Raw genomic sequence first — 16,597 nt, 5'->3', positions numbered from 1 at the left:
TTCTTCGTCCACAATACTTCTAACCTGCAAAAAAATACGGAGTTTGCTATGAGCAACAAAGGGCAATTGTTACAAGACCCGTTTTTGAACGCGCTGCGTAAAGAGCACGTGCCGGTGTCGATCTATTTGGTCAACGGCATCAAGCTTCAAGGGAACATCGAATCGTTCGACCAGTACGTTGTGTTGCTCAGAAATACGGTCACCCAGATGGTCTACAAGCACGCCATTTCCACGGTCGTGCCGGCCCGTCCGGTGAATTTCCATCCGGACGCCGAATCGTCCTAAACCTCGTCGCGGCCGGCGGCAAGATCGCAGCTAAATGCGACTCGCCGGTCGCTTCAAAAACGAATACATCAATTTGATTAACGCCGCACTCGTCGGCATCGACTTCGGCAAGATCGATTTCGAAGCCAGTCTCGAAGAACTCAGTCTGCTCGCAGAAAGCGCGGGCGCCCATCCCGCCGTTACGCTCACCGGACGCAGGTCCAGTCCGGACGCCAAAATGTTCATCGGCAGCGGAAAGGTCGAAGAACTGCGCCTTTCCTGCGAAGCGAACGACGTCGAACTCGTCATCTTTAATCACGCCCTCGCGCCGGCGCAGCAGCGCAATCTCGAGATGGCGCTGAACCGCCGCGTGGTGGATCGCACGAGCCTCATCCTCGATATCTTCGCGCAGCGCGCCCGCAGCCACGAAGGCAAGCTGCAGGTCGAGCTCGCGCAACTGCAATATCTGTCGACGCGGCTGATTCGCGCGTGGACTCACCTCGAACGGCAGAAGGGCGGCATCGGCTTGCGCGGTCCCGGCGAAACACAGCTGGAAACCGACCGCCGTCTGATCGGCGAACGCATCAAGGCGCTCAAGACGCGTCTTGCCAAACTGCGCCGCCAGCACGGCACGCAGCGCCGGCAGCGCACGCGCAATCGCACGTTGTCGGTGTCGCTCGTCGGTTATACGAACGCGGGCAAGTCCACGCTTTTCAATGCGCTCACCAAGGCGCAGGCGTACGCGGCCAACCAGTTGTTCGCCACGCTCGACACCACTTCGCGCCGCGTATTTCTCGGCGAGGAAGCGGGGCAAGTGGTGGTGTCCGATACGGTCGGCTTCATCCGCGAGTTGCCGCACCAGCTCGTCGCCGCATTCCGCGCGACGCTGGAGGAGACCGTTCACGCGGATCTGCTGCTGCATGTCGTGGATGCATCGAGCCCCGTGCGCCTGGATCAGATCGATCAGGTGAACGAGGTATTGCGCAGCATCGGCGCGGAATCCATTCGCCAGATTCTCGTCTTCAACAAGATCGACGCGGTGCCGGAACTCGCGGCCCGCGCCGAGGCGGTTGAAAGGGACGAGTATGGTAATATTTCGCGCGTCTTTTTGAGCGCGCGCACCGGTCAGGGACTCGACGAACTGCGCGCCGCCATCGCCGAAATCGCTGCGGCCGACGAAGGCGAACCCGAAGAAAGCCTGCCCAGCGTGCTCGCCGAAACACAAGCGCCGGCGGAAACGTCGGAAATGTCGGGAACGCCGGAAGTGTCGGATGAGCCGGAAGTATCGAATGCGCCGGAAGCCACGGACGTCACACAATCCGGGCAACCCGCGCAGTCCGGGCCGAACGAGACACACGACGCCAACGCGCAGCCGGAAGACCACCGGCCAGCCGAACAACGTGACGGCCACCAGGTTCCCGAGCACGGACACTGAACTGCTCCGCAATACCGACGCGGCATCGAACCGGCTGTCTAATGGTGAATCACCGAGTGAACGATTACAACGAGCGGACTAACAGGCAGCGCATGAGCGCCGTCTTTTCCATCAACGATCCGCACTGGGGGCGGGGCGACGCCAATGGTGTAAAGAACGACGCGAAGCGTCCGCAAGACGGCAAGCGCGGCAACGGCAAGGAAGAAGGCCCGCCCGACCTCGATGAGATGTGGCGCGAGTTCAACCGCCGGATCGCGGGCATCTTCGGCCGCAAGCCAGGCGGCGGCATGCCGCGCGACAACGGCCGCGGCACGAAGATCGGTGTCGGCATCGTCATCGGCGTGTTGATCGCCATCTATCTCGGCAGCGGCGTGTTCGTGGTGCAGGACGGGCACGTGGGCGTCGTTTCCCAGTTCGGCCAGTATCGGCAGACGGTGCCGCAGGGCATCCACTGGCGCTTGCCGTATCCGTTCCAGTCGCACGATATCGTCGATACGTCCCAGATCCGGTCGGTCGAGATCGGGCGCGGCGTCGCGCTCGCGCAGGGCAACGTGCGCGATGCATCGCTGCTCACGAACGAGGCCGACATTCTCGACGTGCGCTTCGCGGTGCAGTATCAGATCAAGTCGCCGACCGACTTCCTGTTCCGCAATCTCGATCCCGACCAGAGCGTGACCGAAGCCGCGCAATCCGCCATCCGCGAGATCGCGGGCGCGTCGGCGACGGACGATCTGCTCTACAAGGACCGCGACGCGCTGCGCGCGCGTCTGGCCGAGACCATCCAGCACGCGCTCGACGCGTACCGCACCGGCTTGCAGGTGACGGGCGTCACGGTGCAGAGCGTGCAGGTGCCGACTCAGGTGCAGGCGGCGTTCGAAGAAGCGTCGCGCGTGCGGCAGGACAACGAGCGCGCCCGCGACACCGCCCAAGCCTACGCGAATCAACTGCTGCCGCGCGCGAAGGCCGATGCCGCGAAGATGATCGACGAGGCGACCGCCTACAGCAATCGCCAAGTCACGCAGGCACAAGGCGACGCCGAGCGCTTCAAGCAGGTCTACGCCGAATACTCGAAGGCGCCCGCCGTCATTCGCCAACGCATGTACCTGGACACGATGCAGCAGATCTACTCCCGCACCACGAAGGTCTTCGTGGACAGCAAGGCCGGCAACAACGTGGTCTATCTGCCGCTCGACAAGCTCGTCGAAGCGAATCGTCAGCAGGCGAAAGACGCAGCCGCGAACCCGGCCGACGCCGCGTCGGCCAGCGCGCCCGCGGCGGCTAGCGCCGAAGTGCGCCCGCAAGGCTCCGCCGCCGCTTCAGCCGCTGCGGTCCCCGCCAGCGGCGCGGCAGGCGCGAGCGCGCCGAATGCCGCGAGCGGCGCAGGCGACCCGCTGCGCTCGCGCGATGCGTTCCGCTCGCGCAGCCGTCAAGACGATCTGCAGTAAGGAGCGCTCAACATGAATCGAATCATTGCGCTCGTCGTCGCGGTCGTGGTCGTGCTCTTCATCGGCTCGTCGATGGTCTTTACCGTCGACGAACGGCATGCCGGCGTCGTGGCCGCGCATGGCGACAGCAACCCGCGTCTGGATGGCCCGGGCCTGCACTTCAAGCTGCCGCCGCCGTTTCAGACGCTGACGCTCATCGACACGCGCACGCTCACCATCGACGAGGGCGGGGCGGACCGCTTCACCACGTCGGACAAGAACGAAGTGCTGGTCAACACGGTCATCAAGTATCGCGTGGCGGATCCGCTTAAGCTCTTCGTGAGCAACGAAAAGAACACGCAGAGCGCGCAGGAACGCCTCGCCGCGCTGACCCGCACCGCGCTTGCGAGCGCGTTCGCGAATCGTTCGCTCAGCGATGCGCTCGCCAATCAGCAAGCGCTTGAAACCGAGGCGCAGAAGGCGGTGGAAGGCGTGGCATCGGGATTCGGCGTGAAGCTGGTCGATCTCCAAATGACGCGCGTCGACTTTCCGTCGGCGGTGGCGGATTCCGTCTACAAGCGCATGATCGCCGCGCGTCAGCAAGCGGCCGCGAACGAGCGCGCGAAAGGCACGGCAGAGGCCGACAAGATCAAGGCCGACGCGGAGCGCGAGCAGCAGCAGATTCTCGCCGACGCCTACAGCCAGGCGCAGTCCATCAAGGGCGAAGGAGACAGCAAGGCGGCAGCCATCGCCGCCGATGCCTATGGACGCGACCCGCAGTTTTACCAGTTCTATCAGAGCCTCGAAGCGTACAAGAAGACGTTCAAGCCGGGCGACGTGATCGTGGTCGACCCGAGCAGCGACTTCTTCCGTTTCATGAAGAGCCCGAACGGCGGCGTCGACACGTCCGCCTCCGCCGCGCCGAAGCGCTGACCGCACCCGCGCCGCGCGGCTCTTACGTCGCGCGGCGCTCATCCTCCGTAGACAATGGTCGAGACGATACTGCTCGCTCTTGCGTTGATGTTGATTATCGAAGGCATGTTCCCCTTCGTCTTTCCGACGGCCTGGCGCGATACGTTCCGCCGCATCGCCGAGCGCCCGCCGCATCACATCCGCATCGGCGGGTTGATCGCGATGGTGCTGGGGCTGATTCTGCTCGTTATCGCGACGTAGCCGCGAAGCCGCGTCTTTTCGCCTATCTTTGTCCATATCCTTCCATGCGCGCCGCGCTTTGACGCGTCGCGCCCCGCAGGAAACGTATCGATGTCCACCTGGCTTCTTCCCGAGAATATTGCCGACGTGTTGCCGTCGGAAGCGCGCAAGATCGAAGAACTGCGCCGGCGCCTGCTCGACCGCTTCCGTTCGTACGGCTACGAGCTCGTCATACCGCCGATGCTCGAATACCTCGAATCGCTGCTGACGAGCGGCGGCAGCGACCTCAATCTGCGCACGTTCAAACTCGTCGATCAACTGTCGGGGCGCACGCTCGGGCTGCGCGCCGACATCACGCCGCAAGTCTCGCGCATCGACGCGCACTTGCTGAACCGGCAAGGCGTGACGCGCCTGTGTTATGCCGGCGTCGTGCTGCACACGCGTCCGCGCGGCCTGCACGCCACGCGCGAGCAGATTCAAATCGGCGCGGAAATATTCGGCCACGCCGGCCTCGAAGCGGACCTCGAAATTCAGCAACTGATGCTCGACTCGCTGCATCTCGCCGGTCTGACGAAAGTGCGGCTCGATCTGTGTCACGCGGGCGTGCTGGCGGCGTTGCTGGAACTGGAGCCGGCGGCGGCATCGCTCGGCGAGGCGCTCTACGACGCGCTCGCGAGCAAAGACGTGCCGCGCCTGAACGAACTGACGGCGCATCTCGGTCAGGTGCCGCGCGAGGCATTGCGCGCGTTGCCATCGCTCTACGGCGATGCCTCCGTGCTCGAGACGGCGCGCGCGCGGCTGCCGAATCTGCCGGTGATCGCCCGCGCGCTCGACGACCTTGCGTTCCTCGCGTCTCAGGCGGATGGCGCCGAACTGATGATCGACCTCGCCGATCTGCGCGGCTACGCATACCACAGCGGCGTGATGTTCTCGGCGTACGTCGATGGCGTGCCGAACGCGGTGGCGCGCGGCGGCCGTTACGACGACGTGGGCCTCGCCTACGGCCGGGCGCGCCCCGCGACGGGCTTCTCGCTCGATCTGCGCGAAGTGGCGCGCATTTCTCCCGTCGATGCGCGCGGCAGTGCGATCCTCGCGCCGTGGAAGCACGACGAACCGCTGCGCGCGGCGGTCGCAGCATTGCGCGATGCCGGAGAAGTCGTGATTCAGGCGTTGCCGGGCCACGATCACGACCTCGACGAGTTCGCGTTCGACCGCGTGCTAATCGAACGCGACGGCCGGTGGGAAGTGGAAGAGCGCGTGACGCCGGCGCGCGCAGGCGTCTGATCGGCAAGGACTTTTGCGAAGACGCGCGTGCGCGCGCCGACGTGACGGAGTCGCGAAACGCATCCCGAAAAATTCGGAACGCGCCGCGAACATAGGTAAAATACGTTTTTAACCAGCTAACGAATCAACATGTCTGCCAGTGCAGTGAATGTGAACCCAGGGCGCAATGTCGTCGTGGTGGGCACCCAATGGGGTGATGAGGGCAAGGGCAAGATCGTCGACTGGCTGACGGACCACGCCCAGGGCGTCGTGCGCTTCCAGGGCGGTCACAACGCCGGACACACGCTCATCATCGGCGGCAAGAAAACCATTCTGCGCCTCATCCCGTCGGGCATCATGCGCGCGGGCACGGCCTGTTACATCGGCAATGGCGTCGTGTTGTCGCCCGAGGCGCTCTTCAAGGAAATCGACGAACTGGAAGGCGCGGGCATCGACGTTTCGAAGCGCCTGTTCATTTCTGAAGCCGCCACGCTGGTTCTGCCGTACCACGTCGCCATCGACCAGGCGCGCGAAGCGAAGCGCGGCGCCGGCAAGATCGGCACGACGGGGCGCGGCATCGGCCCGGCGTACGAAGACAAAGTCGCGCGTCGCGGCCTGCGCGTGCAGGATCTCTTCGACCGCGCCGTGTTCGAAGAGCGTCTCTCCGAAGCGCTCGACTTCCATAACTTCGTGCTGACGCAATACCTCGGCGCGAAGGCCGTCGACTTCCAGCAAACGCTCGATACGATGCTCGGCTTCGCCGACCGTCTCGCGCCCATGGTCACGGACGTCTCCCGCCGTCTCTACGACGAAAACCACGCTGGCCGCAATCTGTTGTTCGAAGGCGCGCAAGGCACGCTGCTCGATATCGACCACGGCACGTATCCGTTCGTCACGTCGAGCAACTGCGTCGCCGGTGCGGCGACGGCCGGCGCGGGCGTCGGCCCGCAGAAGCTGAACTACATTCTCGGCATCACGAAGGCGTACTGCACGCGCGTCGGTTCGGGGCCGTTCCCGAGCGAGCTGTACGATGCGGACAACGCGCAGCGTCAGGATCAAGTGGGTCTGAACCTCGCCACGGTCGGCAAGGAATTCGGCTCGGTCACGGGCCGCCCGCGCCGCACCGGCTGGCTGGACGCCGCCGCGCTGCGCCGTTCGATTCAGATCAACGGCATTTCGGGCCTGTGCATGACCAAGCTCGACGTGCTCGACGGCCTCGAAGAAGTGAAGCTGTGCGTCGGCTATACGCTCGACGGCAAGCCGGTCGACATCCTGCCGCGCGGTGCATCGGAAGTGGCGCGCTGCGAGCCGGTCTACGAGACCTTCGGCGGCTGGAAGGAAAGCACCATCGGCATCACGCAGTGGGACAGCCTGCCGGAGAATGCGCGCGCTTATCTCACGCGCGTGCAGGAAGTGGCCGGCGTGCCGATCGACATGGTTTCGACCGGTCCGGACCGCGACGAAACCATTCTGCTTCGTCATCCGTTCAAGGTCTGAGCGCGCGTTAGCCTCGACCTGAACCGGACGCTGTAAAGAATGTGGCCGCTTCATGCGGCCACATTTCGTATATAACCGCAGTATGCAATCGAAAGAGCCTCACCATGATCGCGATGACCGACCCGCGTAACGACGACAAGAATCTCTGGGTCAACTGGGACGAATATCACCGGTTGATCGAACTGCTCGCGCTGACCGTGCACGACTCCGGATGGAAGTTCGACAAGATCCTGTGTCTCGCGCGCGGCGGCCTGCGCGTGGGCGACCAGCTCTCGCGCATCTACGACCTGCCGCTCGCCATTCTCGCGACGAGTTCGTATCGCGAAGCCGCGGGCACGCAGCAGGGCGATCTCGACATCGCGCAGTACATCACCATGACGCGCGGCGAGTTGTCGGGCAACGTGCTGCTCGTGGACGATCTCGTCGATTCGGGCGTGACGCTCGCGCGCGTGCAGGAGCATCTGAAGGAGCGTTATCCGGCGATCACGGCCGTGCGTTCCGCGGTGCTGTGGTACAAGGCGTGCTCGAAGGTGAAGCCCGACTACCACGTTCAGTTTCTCGAAACGAATCCGTGGATTCATCAGCCGTTCGAGGAATGGGACACCGTGCGTCCGCACAACCTCGGCGCGTGGATCAAGCGAGGCATGCAAAACGGCCGCGCGTAAGCCAACCACCGCTTTGTTTCGACAAGAGGCGCCGTTGCGCCCGGGCTTGCGCCCGGCGCAACGGCGTTTTGCATTTCGGGCTGCTTTCACCGCGAACCGCGCATCAAGCCAGCGGAAGGATGCGCGTAAGCATGCACGACCTGCCGACGCGTTTGGGGCGCGATGCTAAACTTCCAGTCGCGCCTGTCGTGGCAAGTGAGCAACATGCGACAGGCCGTTTTTGCGCGCGGCGTTAGATAGAATGGCGTTCGGTTTTTTACCGCTCTGGACGGACATTTCGTTTTTATGACTACCCTGACTCACGCGCAAGAGCGCAAACAGCCGTTGCCTTCGCTTGCGCTCGCGGCCATCGGCGTCGTCTTCGGCGACATCGGCACGAGTCCTCTTTATGCGCTGAAGGAAGCCTTCAGTCCCTCGCACGGCATCGGTCTTTCCGAAGCCTCGATTCTCGGCGTCATCTCACTGCTCTTCTGGGCCATCGTGATGGTGGTCGCGATCAAATACGTGCTGTTCGTCATGCGCGCCGACAACAACGGCGAAGGCGGCGTGTTCGCGATGATGACTCTCGCGCTGCGCAGCGTGAAAGATCCCGGCCGACTCTCCGGCGTGCTGATGATGCTCGGCATCTTCGGCGCGTGCATGTTCTATGGCGATGCCGTCATCACGCCGGCCATGTCCGTCATTTCGGCGGTGGAAGGTCTGGAAATCGCCGCGCCCAAGCTGTCGCCGTACGTGATTCCGATCACGATGATCATCCTCATCATGCTCTTCTGGATTCAGCGGCACGGCACGGCGGTCGTCGGCAAGCTGTTCGGGCCGATCATGCTGCTGTGGTTCCTGACGCTCGCGGTGCTGGGCGCCTATCACATCGCGCTCGCGCCGGGCGTGCTGATCGCGCTGAATCCGTACTATGCGTTCTCGTTCATGGCCGACCATGTGCTGCAAGCGTATATCGTGCTCGGATCGGTGGTGCTGGTGCTGACGGGCGCGGAGGCGCTCTACGCGGACATGGGGCACTTCGGCGCAAAGCCCATCCGCTTCGGCTGGTATGGACTCGTGATGCCGTCGCTCTTGCTGAACTACTTCGGCCAGGGCGCGCTCTTGATGCACTCGCCGAAGGCCATCGAGAGTCCGTTCTTCCTGCTCGCGCCGGAATGGGCGCTGCTGCCGCTCGTCATTCTCTCGACCATCGCTACCGTCATCGCGTCGCAAGCCGTCATCTCGGGCGCGTACTCGCTCACCAGTCAGGCCATTCAGCTCGGCTACGTACCGCGCATGAAGATCCTGCATACGTCGGAACTGGCCATCGGGCAGATCTATATTCCGCTCGTCAACTGGATGCTGCTGTTCATCATTCTGTGCATCGTCGTCGGCTTCAAGAGCTCGGAGAATCTCGCGGCGGCCTATGGTCTCGCCGTGACCGCGACAATGCTGGTGACCACCATCCTCGTGTCGGTCGTGATGACGAACCTGTGGGGCTGGAACCGCTTTCTCGTCGGCGGGATGATCGCCGTGTTCCTCGTGATCGACATCGGCTTCTTCGGGGCGAGCCTGCTGAAGATCGAGCAGGGCGGCTGGCTGCCGTTGTGCATCGGCGGGGCGCTCTTCTTCCTCTTGATGACGTGGTACAAGGGCCGCATGATCGTGAAGGACCGCACCGCCGCCGATGGTATCCCGCTCATGCCGTTCCTTCAGGGCTTGCTCGCGCATCCGCCGCATCGCGTATCGGGCACGGCCATCTATCTGACGGGCAGCGATTCGCTCGTTCCGGTAAGCCTTCTGCATAACCTGAAGCACAACAAGGTGCTGCACGAGCGCACGATTTTCCTGAACTTCCTTACGCGCGATATTCCGTATGTGGACGACTCGCATCGCCTGGACGTGAAGGACATCGGCGGCGGGCTGTTTCTGGTGAAAGCGGCGTACGGCTTCAACGAGACGCCGGACGTGAAGGCCGTGCTCGAGCAGATCACGCGCACGCACGCGATGACCTTCGAGCTGATGGACACGTCGTTCTTCATGGCGCGCGAAACCGTGGTGCCGACGGAGCTGCCGGGCATGTCGGTATGGCGCGAGCGTGTTTTCGCGTGGATGCATCAGAACGCCGCGAAGCCCACCGATTTCTTCAGCATTCCGGCGAATCGCGTGGTCGAACTCGGGACCAAGATCGAGATCTGACCGCGCTCTCGGTCACGGAGCACAAACAAAAAACCCACGCCGCGAAGCGTGGGTTTTTTTCGTTCGAGCTTGCCGAATCAGCGTTTGAGTTTCGCGAACGCCGCGGCCATCGCGCCTGCCGGTTCCGGCTCGCGGCGCTGGTTCGGGCGCGCGTCGCGCCCGCCGCCGCCCGCGCGCCGATCCTGCCCGCCGCGCGCCGGCGCGCCCGCGTTGGCTGCGGATGCCGGCGCGAAATCGTCGTCGAGACGCATGGTCAGCGAGATCCGCTGGCGCTTGACGTCGGTTTCGAGCACTTTGACCTTCACGACCTGACCGGCCTTCACGACTTCGTGCGGGTCCTTGATGAACTTCGTCGACATGGCCGACACGTGGACGAGTCCGTCCTGATGCACGCCGATATCGACGAACGCGCCGAACGCCGCGACGTTCGTCACCACGCCTTCGAGGACCATGCCCGGCGCGAGGTCCGAGATCTTTTCGATGCCTTCGCGGAACGTCGCGGTCTTGAACTCGGGGCGCGGATCGCGGCCCGGCTTTTCGAGTTCCGCGAGAATGTCGCGCACGGTCGGCAGACCGAAACGATCGTCGACGAATTCGGCGGGCGAGAGGCCCGCGAGCGCCTCGCGCTTGCCGAGCACATCGCCGACGTGCTTGTTGATTTTCGCGAGAATGCGCTCAACCACCGGATACGCTTCCGGGTGCACTGACGAGCGGTCGAGCGGATTCTCGCCGTTGTTGATGCGCAGAAAGCCCGCCGCCTGCTCGAAGGTCTTGTCGCCGAGACGCGGCACGCGGCGCAGATGCTCGCGCGACGGGAACGGCCCGTTGGCGTCGCGGTATTCGACGATATTGCGCGCGAGCGTCGCATTGAGACCCGACACGCGGGCGAGCAGGGCGACGGAAGCTGTGTTCGCATCGACGCCGACGGCGTTCACGCAGTCTTCCACCACGGCGTCGAGCGAACGCGCGAGTTCGCGCTGATTCACATCATGCTGATACTGGCCGACGCCGATGGCTTTCGGCTCGATCTTGACCAGTTCCGCGAGCGGGTCTTGCAGACGCCGCGCGATCGACACCGCGCCGCGCAGCGACACGTCGAGTTCCGGAAACTCCTTCGCCGCGAGTTCGGACGCCGAATACACCGACGCGCCCGCTTCCGACACCACGATCTTTTGCAGCTTCAGATCCGGATGCTTCGCGATGAGTTCGCTCGCGAGCTTGTCGGTTTCGCGCGATGCGGTGCCGTTGCCGATCGAGATCAGTTCGGCCTTCGTCTCGCGTGCGATTCGCGCGAGCTTCGCAAGCGAGCCGTCCCAGTCGCGGCGCGGCTCGTGCGGGTAGATGGTATCGGTGGCGAGCAGCTTGCCGGTGCGATCGACGACCGCCACCTTCACGCCGGTGCGCAGACCCGGATCGAGACCGATCACGGCCTTCGGACCCGCGGGCGCCGCCAGCAGCAGGTCTTTCAGATTGCGCGCGAACACGCGAATCGCTTCGTGTTCGGCTTCTTCGCGCAGTTGCGTGAGCAGTTCGTTCTCGATATGCGGCTGCACCTTCACGCGCCAGCACCAGCGGCAGACATCGGAGAGCCACTTGTCGGCCGGGCGGTTGCGGTTCGAGATGCCGACATGGTGCGCGATCATCGCTTCGCACGGATGCGGCACTTGTGTATCGAGTTCTTCGCCGAGACCGAGCTTCACCGACAGCACGCCGGCATTGCGCCCGCGGAAGAGCGCGAGCGCGCGATGCGACGGCACCGTGCGCACCGTCTCGCTGTAGTCGTAGTAATCGCGGAATTTCTCGCCTTCTTCGCCTTCCTTGCCGTCCACCACGCTCGATATCACGAGCCCCTGATTGAACAGATATTCGCGCAGCTTGCCGAGAATTTCGGCGGTCTCGCCGAACTGTTCCGAGAGAATGTCGCGCGCGCCGTCGAGCGCGGCTTTCGTGTCCGCGACGCCTTTCTCGGCATCGACGAACTTCGCCGCTTCGGTGTGCGGATCGAGCGTCGGATCGGCGAGGAGCGCCTGCGCGAGCGGCTCGAGCCCGGCTTCGCGCGCGATCTGGGCGCGCGTGCGGCGCTTCGGCTTGTACGGCAGATAGAGGTCTTCGAGCACCTGCTTGCTGTCGGCGCCTTCGATCGCGCCGCGCAGTTCGTCGGTCAGCTTGCCTTGGTCGTCGATGCTTTGCAGGATCGCCGCGCGCCGGTCTTCCAGTTCGCGCAGATAGAGAAGGCGCTCTTCGAGCGTGCGCAGTTGCGTGTCGTCGAGATTGCCGGTGACTTCCTTGCGATACCGGGCGATGAACGGGACAGTCGAGCCTTCGTCAAGAAGCTGCACGGCGGCGGCGACCTGGCGCGGCTGCACGGTGAGCTCGGTGGCAATGCGCTGTACGATCTTGAGTGCTACGGTTTCCGTCATGATTGCGCTGTCTGCTGGCTCGTCGGAAAGCGGCGCGGGCGTCCTGCATCGCCGCGTCCGGGCGGGCGGCGCTCGAGGCCTCGCGGCGCGCCGCGACGAGCGATGGGCCGGGTTTCTGAGCGGGGCATTTTGCCATAAATGCCGAAGCGCTCCGGCGCGCGGTGATAGAATTTCGGGACCGCGCACGCCCCTTTTTCACCTTCGCGCACCTGATTCCTTATCACGTTGCCGTTCATCAACTTGCTCAATTTTCGCCTTACGAAGCTCGCGCCGATGGCTGTTGCCGCATCGTCGGTCTGCGCGCTTGCCGTCGTCTTGCCGCAGCATGCGAACGCCCAGACGCCGAAGCCGATCGACCCGACGACCGCGGTAAGCACGCAGCCGCTCGATGCGTCCCAAAGCGGCCCGGCGAGCGCCGACAACAGCGCGGACAACAGCGCTGACGCCGCCCTTCGCGCCGGCTTCGAGCGGCGTCAGAAGGCGCTCGACCAGCGCACGTCGGAGAACGACTATCGCTATGGCGTGAAGCAGCACGACTGCTACAGCAAGTTCTTCGTGAACCATTGTCTCGACAATGCGCGCACCGAGATGCGCGAGGCGCGTCAGCAGATCCGGCAGGAGCAACTCGCGCTGAACGACGAGCAACGCGCGGAACGCGTGAAAGAGCGCGACCGGCAGACGGCGTTGAAAGAGGCGCAATACGAAGCCGACGCGCCGCAACGCGCGGCCAACGAGCGCGCGAACCAGCAGGCGTACGAGGACAAGCAGCGCCAGAACGCGCTCGCCGCCGCCCAGCGCAATGCCGAAGCCCCGCAGCGCGCGGCGAACCAGAAGGCTTACGATCAGAAGCAGGCGGACTACCAGAAGAAGCTGGAGGACGCCCGCGCCCGCGGCGTGCAGGAAGCGCAGGAGCGCGAACAGAAGGCGCAGCGATTCGAGCAGAAGCAGCAGGAAGCCGCGCAGCATCGCGCGGAAGTCGAGGCGCGTCAGAAGGAAGCCGCCCGCAAGCAGCAGGAAAAGGCACAGCAAGCGCAACAAGAGCAGTTGAAGCAACAGCAGCAACAACAGCAGCAGCAAGGCAAGTAGCGCCGCGTCGGCGCGAGGACCGGGCCCACCGGGCCGACCGGGTGTCCCGGGACAGGAGGCGAGCATGCAGCAACGCTTGAACGCACCCCGACAAACCGCAGCGGATGCCGCGATGATCCGCGACCGGATCGCGCAATTGCAGGACGAGCATCGCGGTCTGGACACGCTCATCGGCAAGCTGTCCGGCATCGACGACCTCGAGCTGCGGCGCTTGAAAAAGCGCAAGCTCAAGGTGAAAGACACCATCCTGCTGCTGCAATTGCAGCTGGACACGGACCCGCACTGAGCGGCCCCGACGCGTGGCGCAGAGATCGCCGGCGCGTGGCGCTTGCGTGCGTGGCGCACGGCACGAAACCGCAGTATTCGCAGGATCAGGCTCCCTTTGAACTCTCCCGCCCAACCGTCCGATGCCGCGAGCGCGCCGCTCGCGCTGACGAACAAACGCAGCGTCGAACTCGATGCGATCTTTTCCGCCGATGGCCTGCTCGCCCGCGCCATAGACGGCTATCGGCCGCGCGCATCGCAGATCGAAATGGCGCGCTCGGTCGCTGCGGCGATGGAAGCGTCCGGCCGCGCCATGCCCGAGCCCGCGATGTTCGAAGCGCAGCGCCGCCCCGCGCGCAAGCTCGGGCCGTCGGACAAGCCGCATGCACCCGACGACGAGACGGCTGACGACGTCGGCATCGCGACCGCGAAGGCCGCCATCGACGGCGGCGAGAACACGTTGATCGTCGAGGCCGGCACCGGTACGGGCAAGACCTACGCGTATCTCGTTCCCGCGATGTTGTGGGGCGGCAAGGTCATCGTCTCGACGGGCACGAAGCATTTGCAGGATCAGCTTTTCCAGCGCGATATCCCAACCGTGCGCGACGCGCTCGCCGTGCCGGTTTCGGTCGCGATGCTCAAGGGCCGCGCGAACTACCTCTGTCACTACTATCTGGAGCGCACCGCCGACAACGGCCGGCTGCCGTCGCGCCAGGACACGTCGCATCTGCAAGAGATCGTCCGCTTCGCGAAAATCACGCGCACGGGCGACAAGGCCGAACTCGCGAGCGTCCCCGAAAACTCGCCCGTCTGGCCGATGGTCACGTCCACGCGCGACAACTGCCTCGGTCAGGAGTGTCCGCACTACAAGGACTGCTTCGTGATGCAGGCGCGCAAGGAGGCGCAGCAGGCCGATATCGTCGTGGTGAATCACCATCTGTTTTTCGCCGACGTGATGTTGCGCGATACCGGCATGGCCGAATTGCTGCCGATGGCCAACACCATCATATTCGACGAAGCGCATCAGTTGCCCGAGACCGCGACGCTCTTCTTCGGCGAGACGCTTTCCACGACGCAACTGCTGGAACTGGCGCGCGACACCGTCGCGGAGGGGTTGAGCCACGCGCGCGACGCGGCGGACTGGACCAAGCTCGGCGCGGCGCTGGAGCGGGCGGCGCGTGATCTGCGGCTCGCGTTCAAGGAAGATTCGGCGCGCTTTTCGCTCGGCCAGCTTCCGGACGGGCATCCGCTCTTCGAGGCGCTCGACACGCTCGAAACGCATCTCGATGCGCTCGCGGCGGCCTTGTCGTCGCATGCGGAGCGGGCGGAATCGCTGCAGGCGCTCGTGCGGCGCGCGCGCGAGTTGCAGGACTTGCTCGCGGGCTGGACCACGCCGCCGACGCCGCTCGAACGCGCCGTCGCGGACGACGAAGACACCGCGCAACAAACGGCGAAGGACGAGCCGAACGAGATGGTCCGCTGGGTGGAGGTGTTCTCGCACACGGTGCAGTTGCACGAGACGCCGCTATCCGTGGCGCCGATTTTCGCGAAGCAGCGCGCGGGCGTGCCGCGTGCGTGGATCTTCACGTCCGCGACGCTTTCGGTGCGCGGCGACTTCACGCACTACGCGGCGCAAATGGGCCTGAACGCTCGCCGTTCCATGACGCTGCCGAGCCCGTTCGATTATCCGACGCAAGGGTTGCTGTACGTGCCGCGCAATCTGCCGCAGCCGTCGTCGCCCCAGTTCACGGATGCCGTCTTCGAGGCGGCGCTGCCCGTGATCGAAGCGGCGGGCGGCGGCGTGTTCGTGCTGTGCACGACGCTGCGCGCAGTCGACCGCATTTCGGCGCGCCTGCGCGACGTGATCGAGCGGCGCGGCTGGCAGAATCCGCTGCTGGTTCAGGGCGATGCGAGCCGCACGGAACTGCTCGACCGTTTCCGCGCCTACGGCAACGCGATTCTCGTGGGTAGTCAGAGCTTCTGGGAAGGCGTCGATGTGCGCGGCGATGCGCTCTCGCTCGTCGTGATCGACAAGCTGCCGTTCGCGCCGCCGGACGATCCGGTGCTGGCCGCGCGGCTCGATGCGCTCACAAAAAAAGGGCTGAGCCCGTTCGCCGTGCATCAGTTGCCGCAGGCGGTCATCACGCTGAAGCAGGGCGCGGGTCGACTGATTCGCGCGGAAACGGATCGCGGCGTGCTGATGATCTGCGACACGCGCCTCGTCGACAAACCGTACGGACGGCGCATCTGGCAAAGCCTGCCGCCGTTCAAGCGCACGCGCGAGCTCGATGTCGTGCGCGCGTTCTTCAGCGATTCGCGCAGCTCGGCGGTGGAACTGGCCGACTAGCCTTCCGCGACGCTGCGCACGTTGAAGATCGCCTGAGCGAGCCGCGCGGCGCGCTCGGCTGCGGCCTCGTCGGCGCCACGCGCGAGGCGCACGCGCATCGATTCACGGCCGTATGCGCCGCCAAAGCTCGGGCGCGCCGCAGCTTTGCTGGCGACGGGCTTTGGCGCGGTTTCGTCGCGTCGCGTCGGCGCGTCGGCGAAAATGCGGGCGTTGACGATCGCGCCCGGCTTGACGCGGATGCCGTTCGACTCCAGCACGCGGTTGACCTCGGCCGCCAACGGCTGCGCCCGTTCGCGCGACTGCAACTCACCGCGAAACTCACGGATGGCGCGCGCGTCGGGAAAGCCGTCGCGTTCGGCGTCGATACGCGCGAACCGCTGAAGGCCGATGCTGTCGATGAGCGCGTCCGCGCAATCACGGTCGGACAGACCGAACCAGCTTTGCAGCAGGCAAATCCGCAGCATGCGCTCGGTGTGCACCCGCGCCTCGAGGTTCGGCTGAACGATCGCGCATAGCGTCGGCCAGGGCAGCAAGGAATCCATCGTGTCGAGAAATGCGTCGCGCTGGGTGCGCGGAACCGTTACAGCCATGCTGGTCTCTTG

General features: G+C 64.7%; 13 protein-coding genes and 1 pseudogene. 12 read left to right on the top strand and 2 right to left on the bottom strand.

What is annotated here, in order from left to right:
* The first annotated feature begins 48 nt into the window (after positions 1-48).
* The 9 genes and pseudogenes from hfq to HWX53_RS09125 all read left to right on the top strand — a co-directional run bounded on the left by hfq (position 49) and on the right by HWX53_RS09125 (position 9,878).
* On the top strand, positions 49-285 hold the full coding sequence (gene hfq, locus HWX53_RS09165) for an RNA chaperone Hfq (RefSeq protein WP_006999489.1): 237 nt from the start codon (positions 49-51) through the stop codon (positions 283-285).
* A gap of 73 nt (positions 286-358) precedes the next feature.
* Positions 359-1,441 (top strand): annotated as a pseudogene (gene hflX, locus HWX53_RS09160) (GTPase HflX); the annotation flags it as partial.
* A gap of 314 nt (positions 1,442-1,755) precedes the next feature.
* Positions 1,756-3,144, top strand: coding sequence for an FtsH protease activity modulator HflK (gene hflK / locus HWX53_RS09155; RefSeq protein WP_175940435.1), 1,389 nt, complete (start codon positions 1,756-1,758; stop codon positions 3,142-3,144).
* Positions 3,145-3,156: 12 nt separating this feature from the next.
* Positions 3,157-4,056: a protease modulator HflC gene (gene hflC / locus HWX53_RS09150; protein ID WP_175940434.1), complete on the top strand. Its 900-nt coding sequence runs from the start codon at positions 3,157-3,159 to the stop codon at positions 4,054-4,056.
* Positions 4,057-4,110: 54 nt separating this feature from the next.
* Complete coding sequence (locus HWX53_RS09145; RefSeq protein ID WP_175940433.1) at positions 4,111-4,296, top strand: DUF2065 domain-containing protein; 186 nt, start codon at positions 4,111-4,113, stop codon at positions 4,294-4,296.
* A gap of 90 nt (positions 4,297-4,386) precedes the next feature.
* Positions 4,387-5,559: an ATP phosphoribosyltransferase regulatory subunit gene (locus HWX53_RS09140; protein ID WP_175940432.1), complete on the top strand. Its 1,173-nt coding sequence runs from the start codon at positions 4,387-4,389 to the stop codon at positions 5,557-5,559.
* 129 nt (positions 5,560-5,688) lie between these two features.
* Positions 5,689-7,035 (top strand): adenylosuccinate synthase, encoded by a 1,347-nt coding sequence (locus HWX53_RS09135; protein ID WP_175940431.1) that lies wholly within the window; start codon positions 5,689-5,691, stop codon positions 7,033-7,035.
* A gap of 104 nt (positions 7,036-7,139) precedes the next feature.
* Positions 7,140-7,700 (top strand): phosphoribosyltransferase, encoded by a 561-nt coding sequence (locus tag HWX53_RS09130; RefSeq protein ID WP_175940430.1) that lies wholly within the window; start codon positions 7,140-7,142, stop codon positions 7,698-7,700.
* Between the two features lie 285 nt (positions 7,701-7,985).
* A complete protein-coding gene (locus HWX53_RS09125; RefSeq protein WP_175940429.1) occupies positions 7,986-9,878 on the top strand; it encodes a potassium transporter Kup in 1,893 nt (630 codons plus the stop codon).
* A 77-nt stretch (positions 9,879-9,955) separates the two neighbouring features.
* On the opposite strand, the gene HWX53_RS09120 is transcribed toward HWX53_RS09125, so the two are convergent.
* Positions 9,956-12,298, bottom strand: a complete 2,343-nt coding sequence (locus HWX53_RS09120) for a Tex family protein (RefSeq protein WP_175940428.1) — start codon at positions 12,296-12,298, stop codon at positions 9,956-9,958.
* A 273-nt stretch (positions 12,299-12,571) separates the two neighbouring features.
* On the opposite strand from HWX53_RS09120, the gene HWX53_RS09110 reads away from it, so the two are divergent.
* The 3 genes from HWX53_RS09110 (at position 12,572) to HWX53_RS09100 (ending at position 15,995) form a co-directional block, all read left to right on the top strand.
* Positions 12,572-13,384: a colicin transporter gene (locus tag HWX53_RS09110; RefSeq protein ID WP_175940426.1), complete on the top strand. Its 813-nt coding sequence runs from the start codon at positions 12,572-12,574 to the stop codon at positions 13,382-13,384.
* Positions 13,385-13,448: 64 nt separating this feature from the next.
* On the top strand, positions 13,449-13,670 hold the full coding sequence (locus HWX53_RS09105; RefSeq protein WP_175940425.1) for a DUF465 domain-containing protein: 222 nt from the start codon (positions 13,449-13,451) through the stop codon (positions 13,668-13,670).
* 96 nt (positions 13,671-13,766) lie between these two features.
* Positions 13,767-15,995: an ATP-dependent DNA helicase gene (locus HWX53_RS09100; protein ID WP_175940424.1), complete on the top strand. Its 2,229-nt coding sequence runs from the start codon at positions 13,767-13,769 to the stop codon at positions 15,993-15,995.
* On the opposite strand, the gene HWX53_RS09095 is transcribed toward HWX53_RS09100, so the two are convergent.
* On the bottom strand, positions 15,992-16,585 hold the full coding sequence (locus HWX53_RS09095; protein WP_175940423.1) for a transposase: 594 nt from the start codon (positions 16,583-16,585) through the stop codon (positions 15,992-15,994). The genes HWX53_RS09100 and HWX53_RS09095 overlap by 4 nt on opposite strands.
* Positions 16,586-16,597 lie beyond the last annotated feature (12 nt).

The sequence above is a fragment of the Caballeronia sp. BCC1704 genome (assembly GCF_902833455.1).
In the GTDB taxonomy this organism is placed as follows: Bacteria; Pseudomonadota; Gammaproteobacteria; order Burkholderiales; family Burkholderiaceae; genus Caballeronia.
The sequence above is the reverse complement of the archived record's forward strand: the minus strand, read 5'-3'. Positions and strand labels throughout refer to the sequence as shown.

Excerpts from the sequence above, each read along its gene's own strand:
- hfq (WP_006999489.1), top strand. The coding sequence starts at position 49 with ATGAGCAACAAAGGGCAATTGTTACAAGACCCGTTTTTGAACGCGCTG.
- hflC (WP_175940434.1), top strand. The coding sequence starts at position 3,157 with ATGAATCGAATCATTGCGCTCGTCGTCGCGGTCGTGGTCGTGCTCTTC.
- HWX53_RS09145 (WP_175940433.1), top strand. The coding sequence starts at position 4,111 with ATGGTCGAGACGATACTGCTCGCTCTTGCGTTGATGTTGATTATCGAA.
- HWX53_RS09140 (WP_175940432.1), top strand. The coding sequence starts at position 4,387 with ATGTCCACCTGGCTTCTTCCCGAGAATATTGCCGACGTGTTGCCGTCG.
- HWX53_RS09135 (WP_175940431.1), top strand. The coding sequence starts at position 5,689 with ATGTCTGCCAGTGCAGTGAATGTGAACCCAGGGCGCAATGTCGTCGTG.
- HWX53_RS09130 (WP_175940430.1), top strand. The coding sequence starts at position 7,140 with ATGATCGCGATGACCGACCCGCGTAACGACGACAAGAATCTCTGGGTC.
- HWX53_RS09125 (WP_175940429.1), top strand. The coding sequence starts at position 7,986 with ATGACTACCCTGACTCACGCGCAAGAGCGCAAACAGCCGTTGCCTTCG.
- HWX53_RS09120 (WP_175940428.1), bottom strand. The coding sequence starts at position 12,298 with ATGACGGAAACCGTAGCACTCAAGATCGTACAGCGCATTGCCACCGAG.
- HWX53_RS09110 (WP_175940426.1), top strand. The coding sequence starts at position 12,572 with ATGGCTGTTGCCGCATCGTCGGTCTGCGCGCTTGCCGTCGTCTTGCCG.
- HWX53_RS09105 (WP_175940425.1), top strand. The coding sequence starts at position 13,449 with ATGCAGCAACGCTTGAACGCACCCCGACAAACCGCAGCGGATGCCGCG.
- HWX53_RS09095 (WP_175940423.1), bottom strand. The coding sequence starts at position 16,585 with ATGGCTGTAACGGTTCCGCGCACCCAGCGCGACGCATTTCTCGACACG.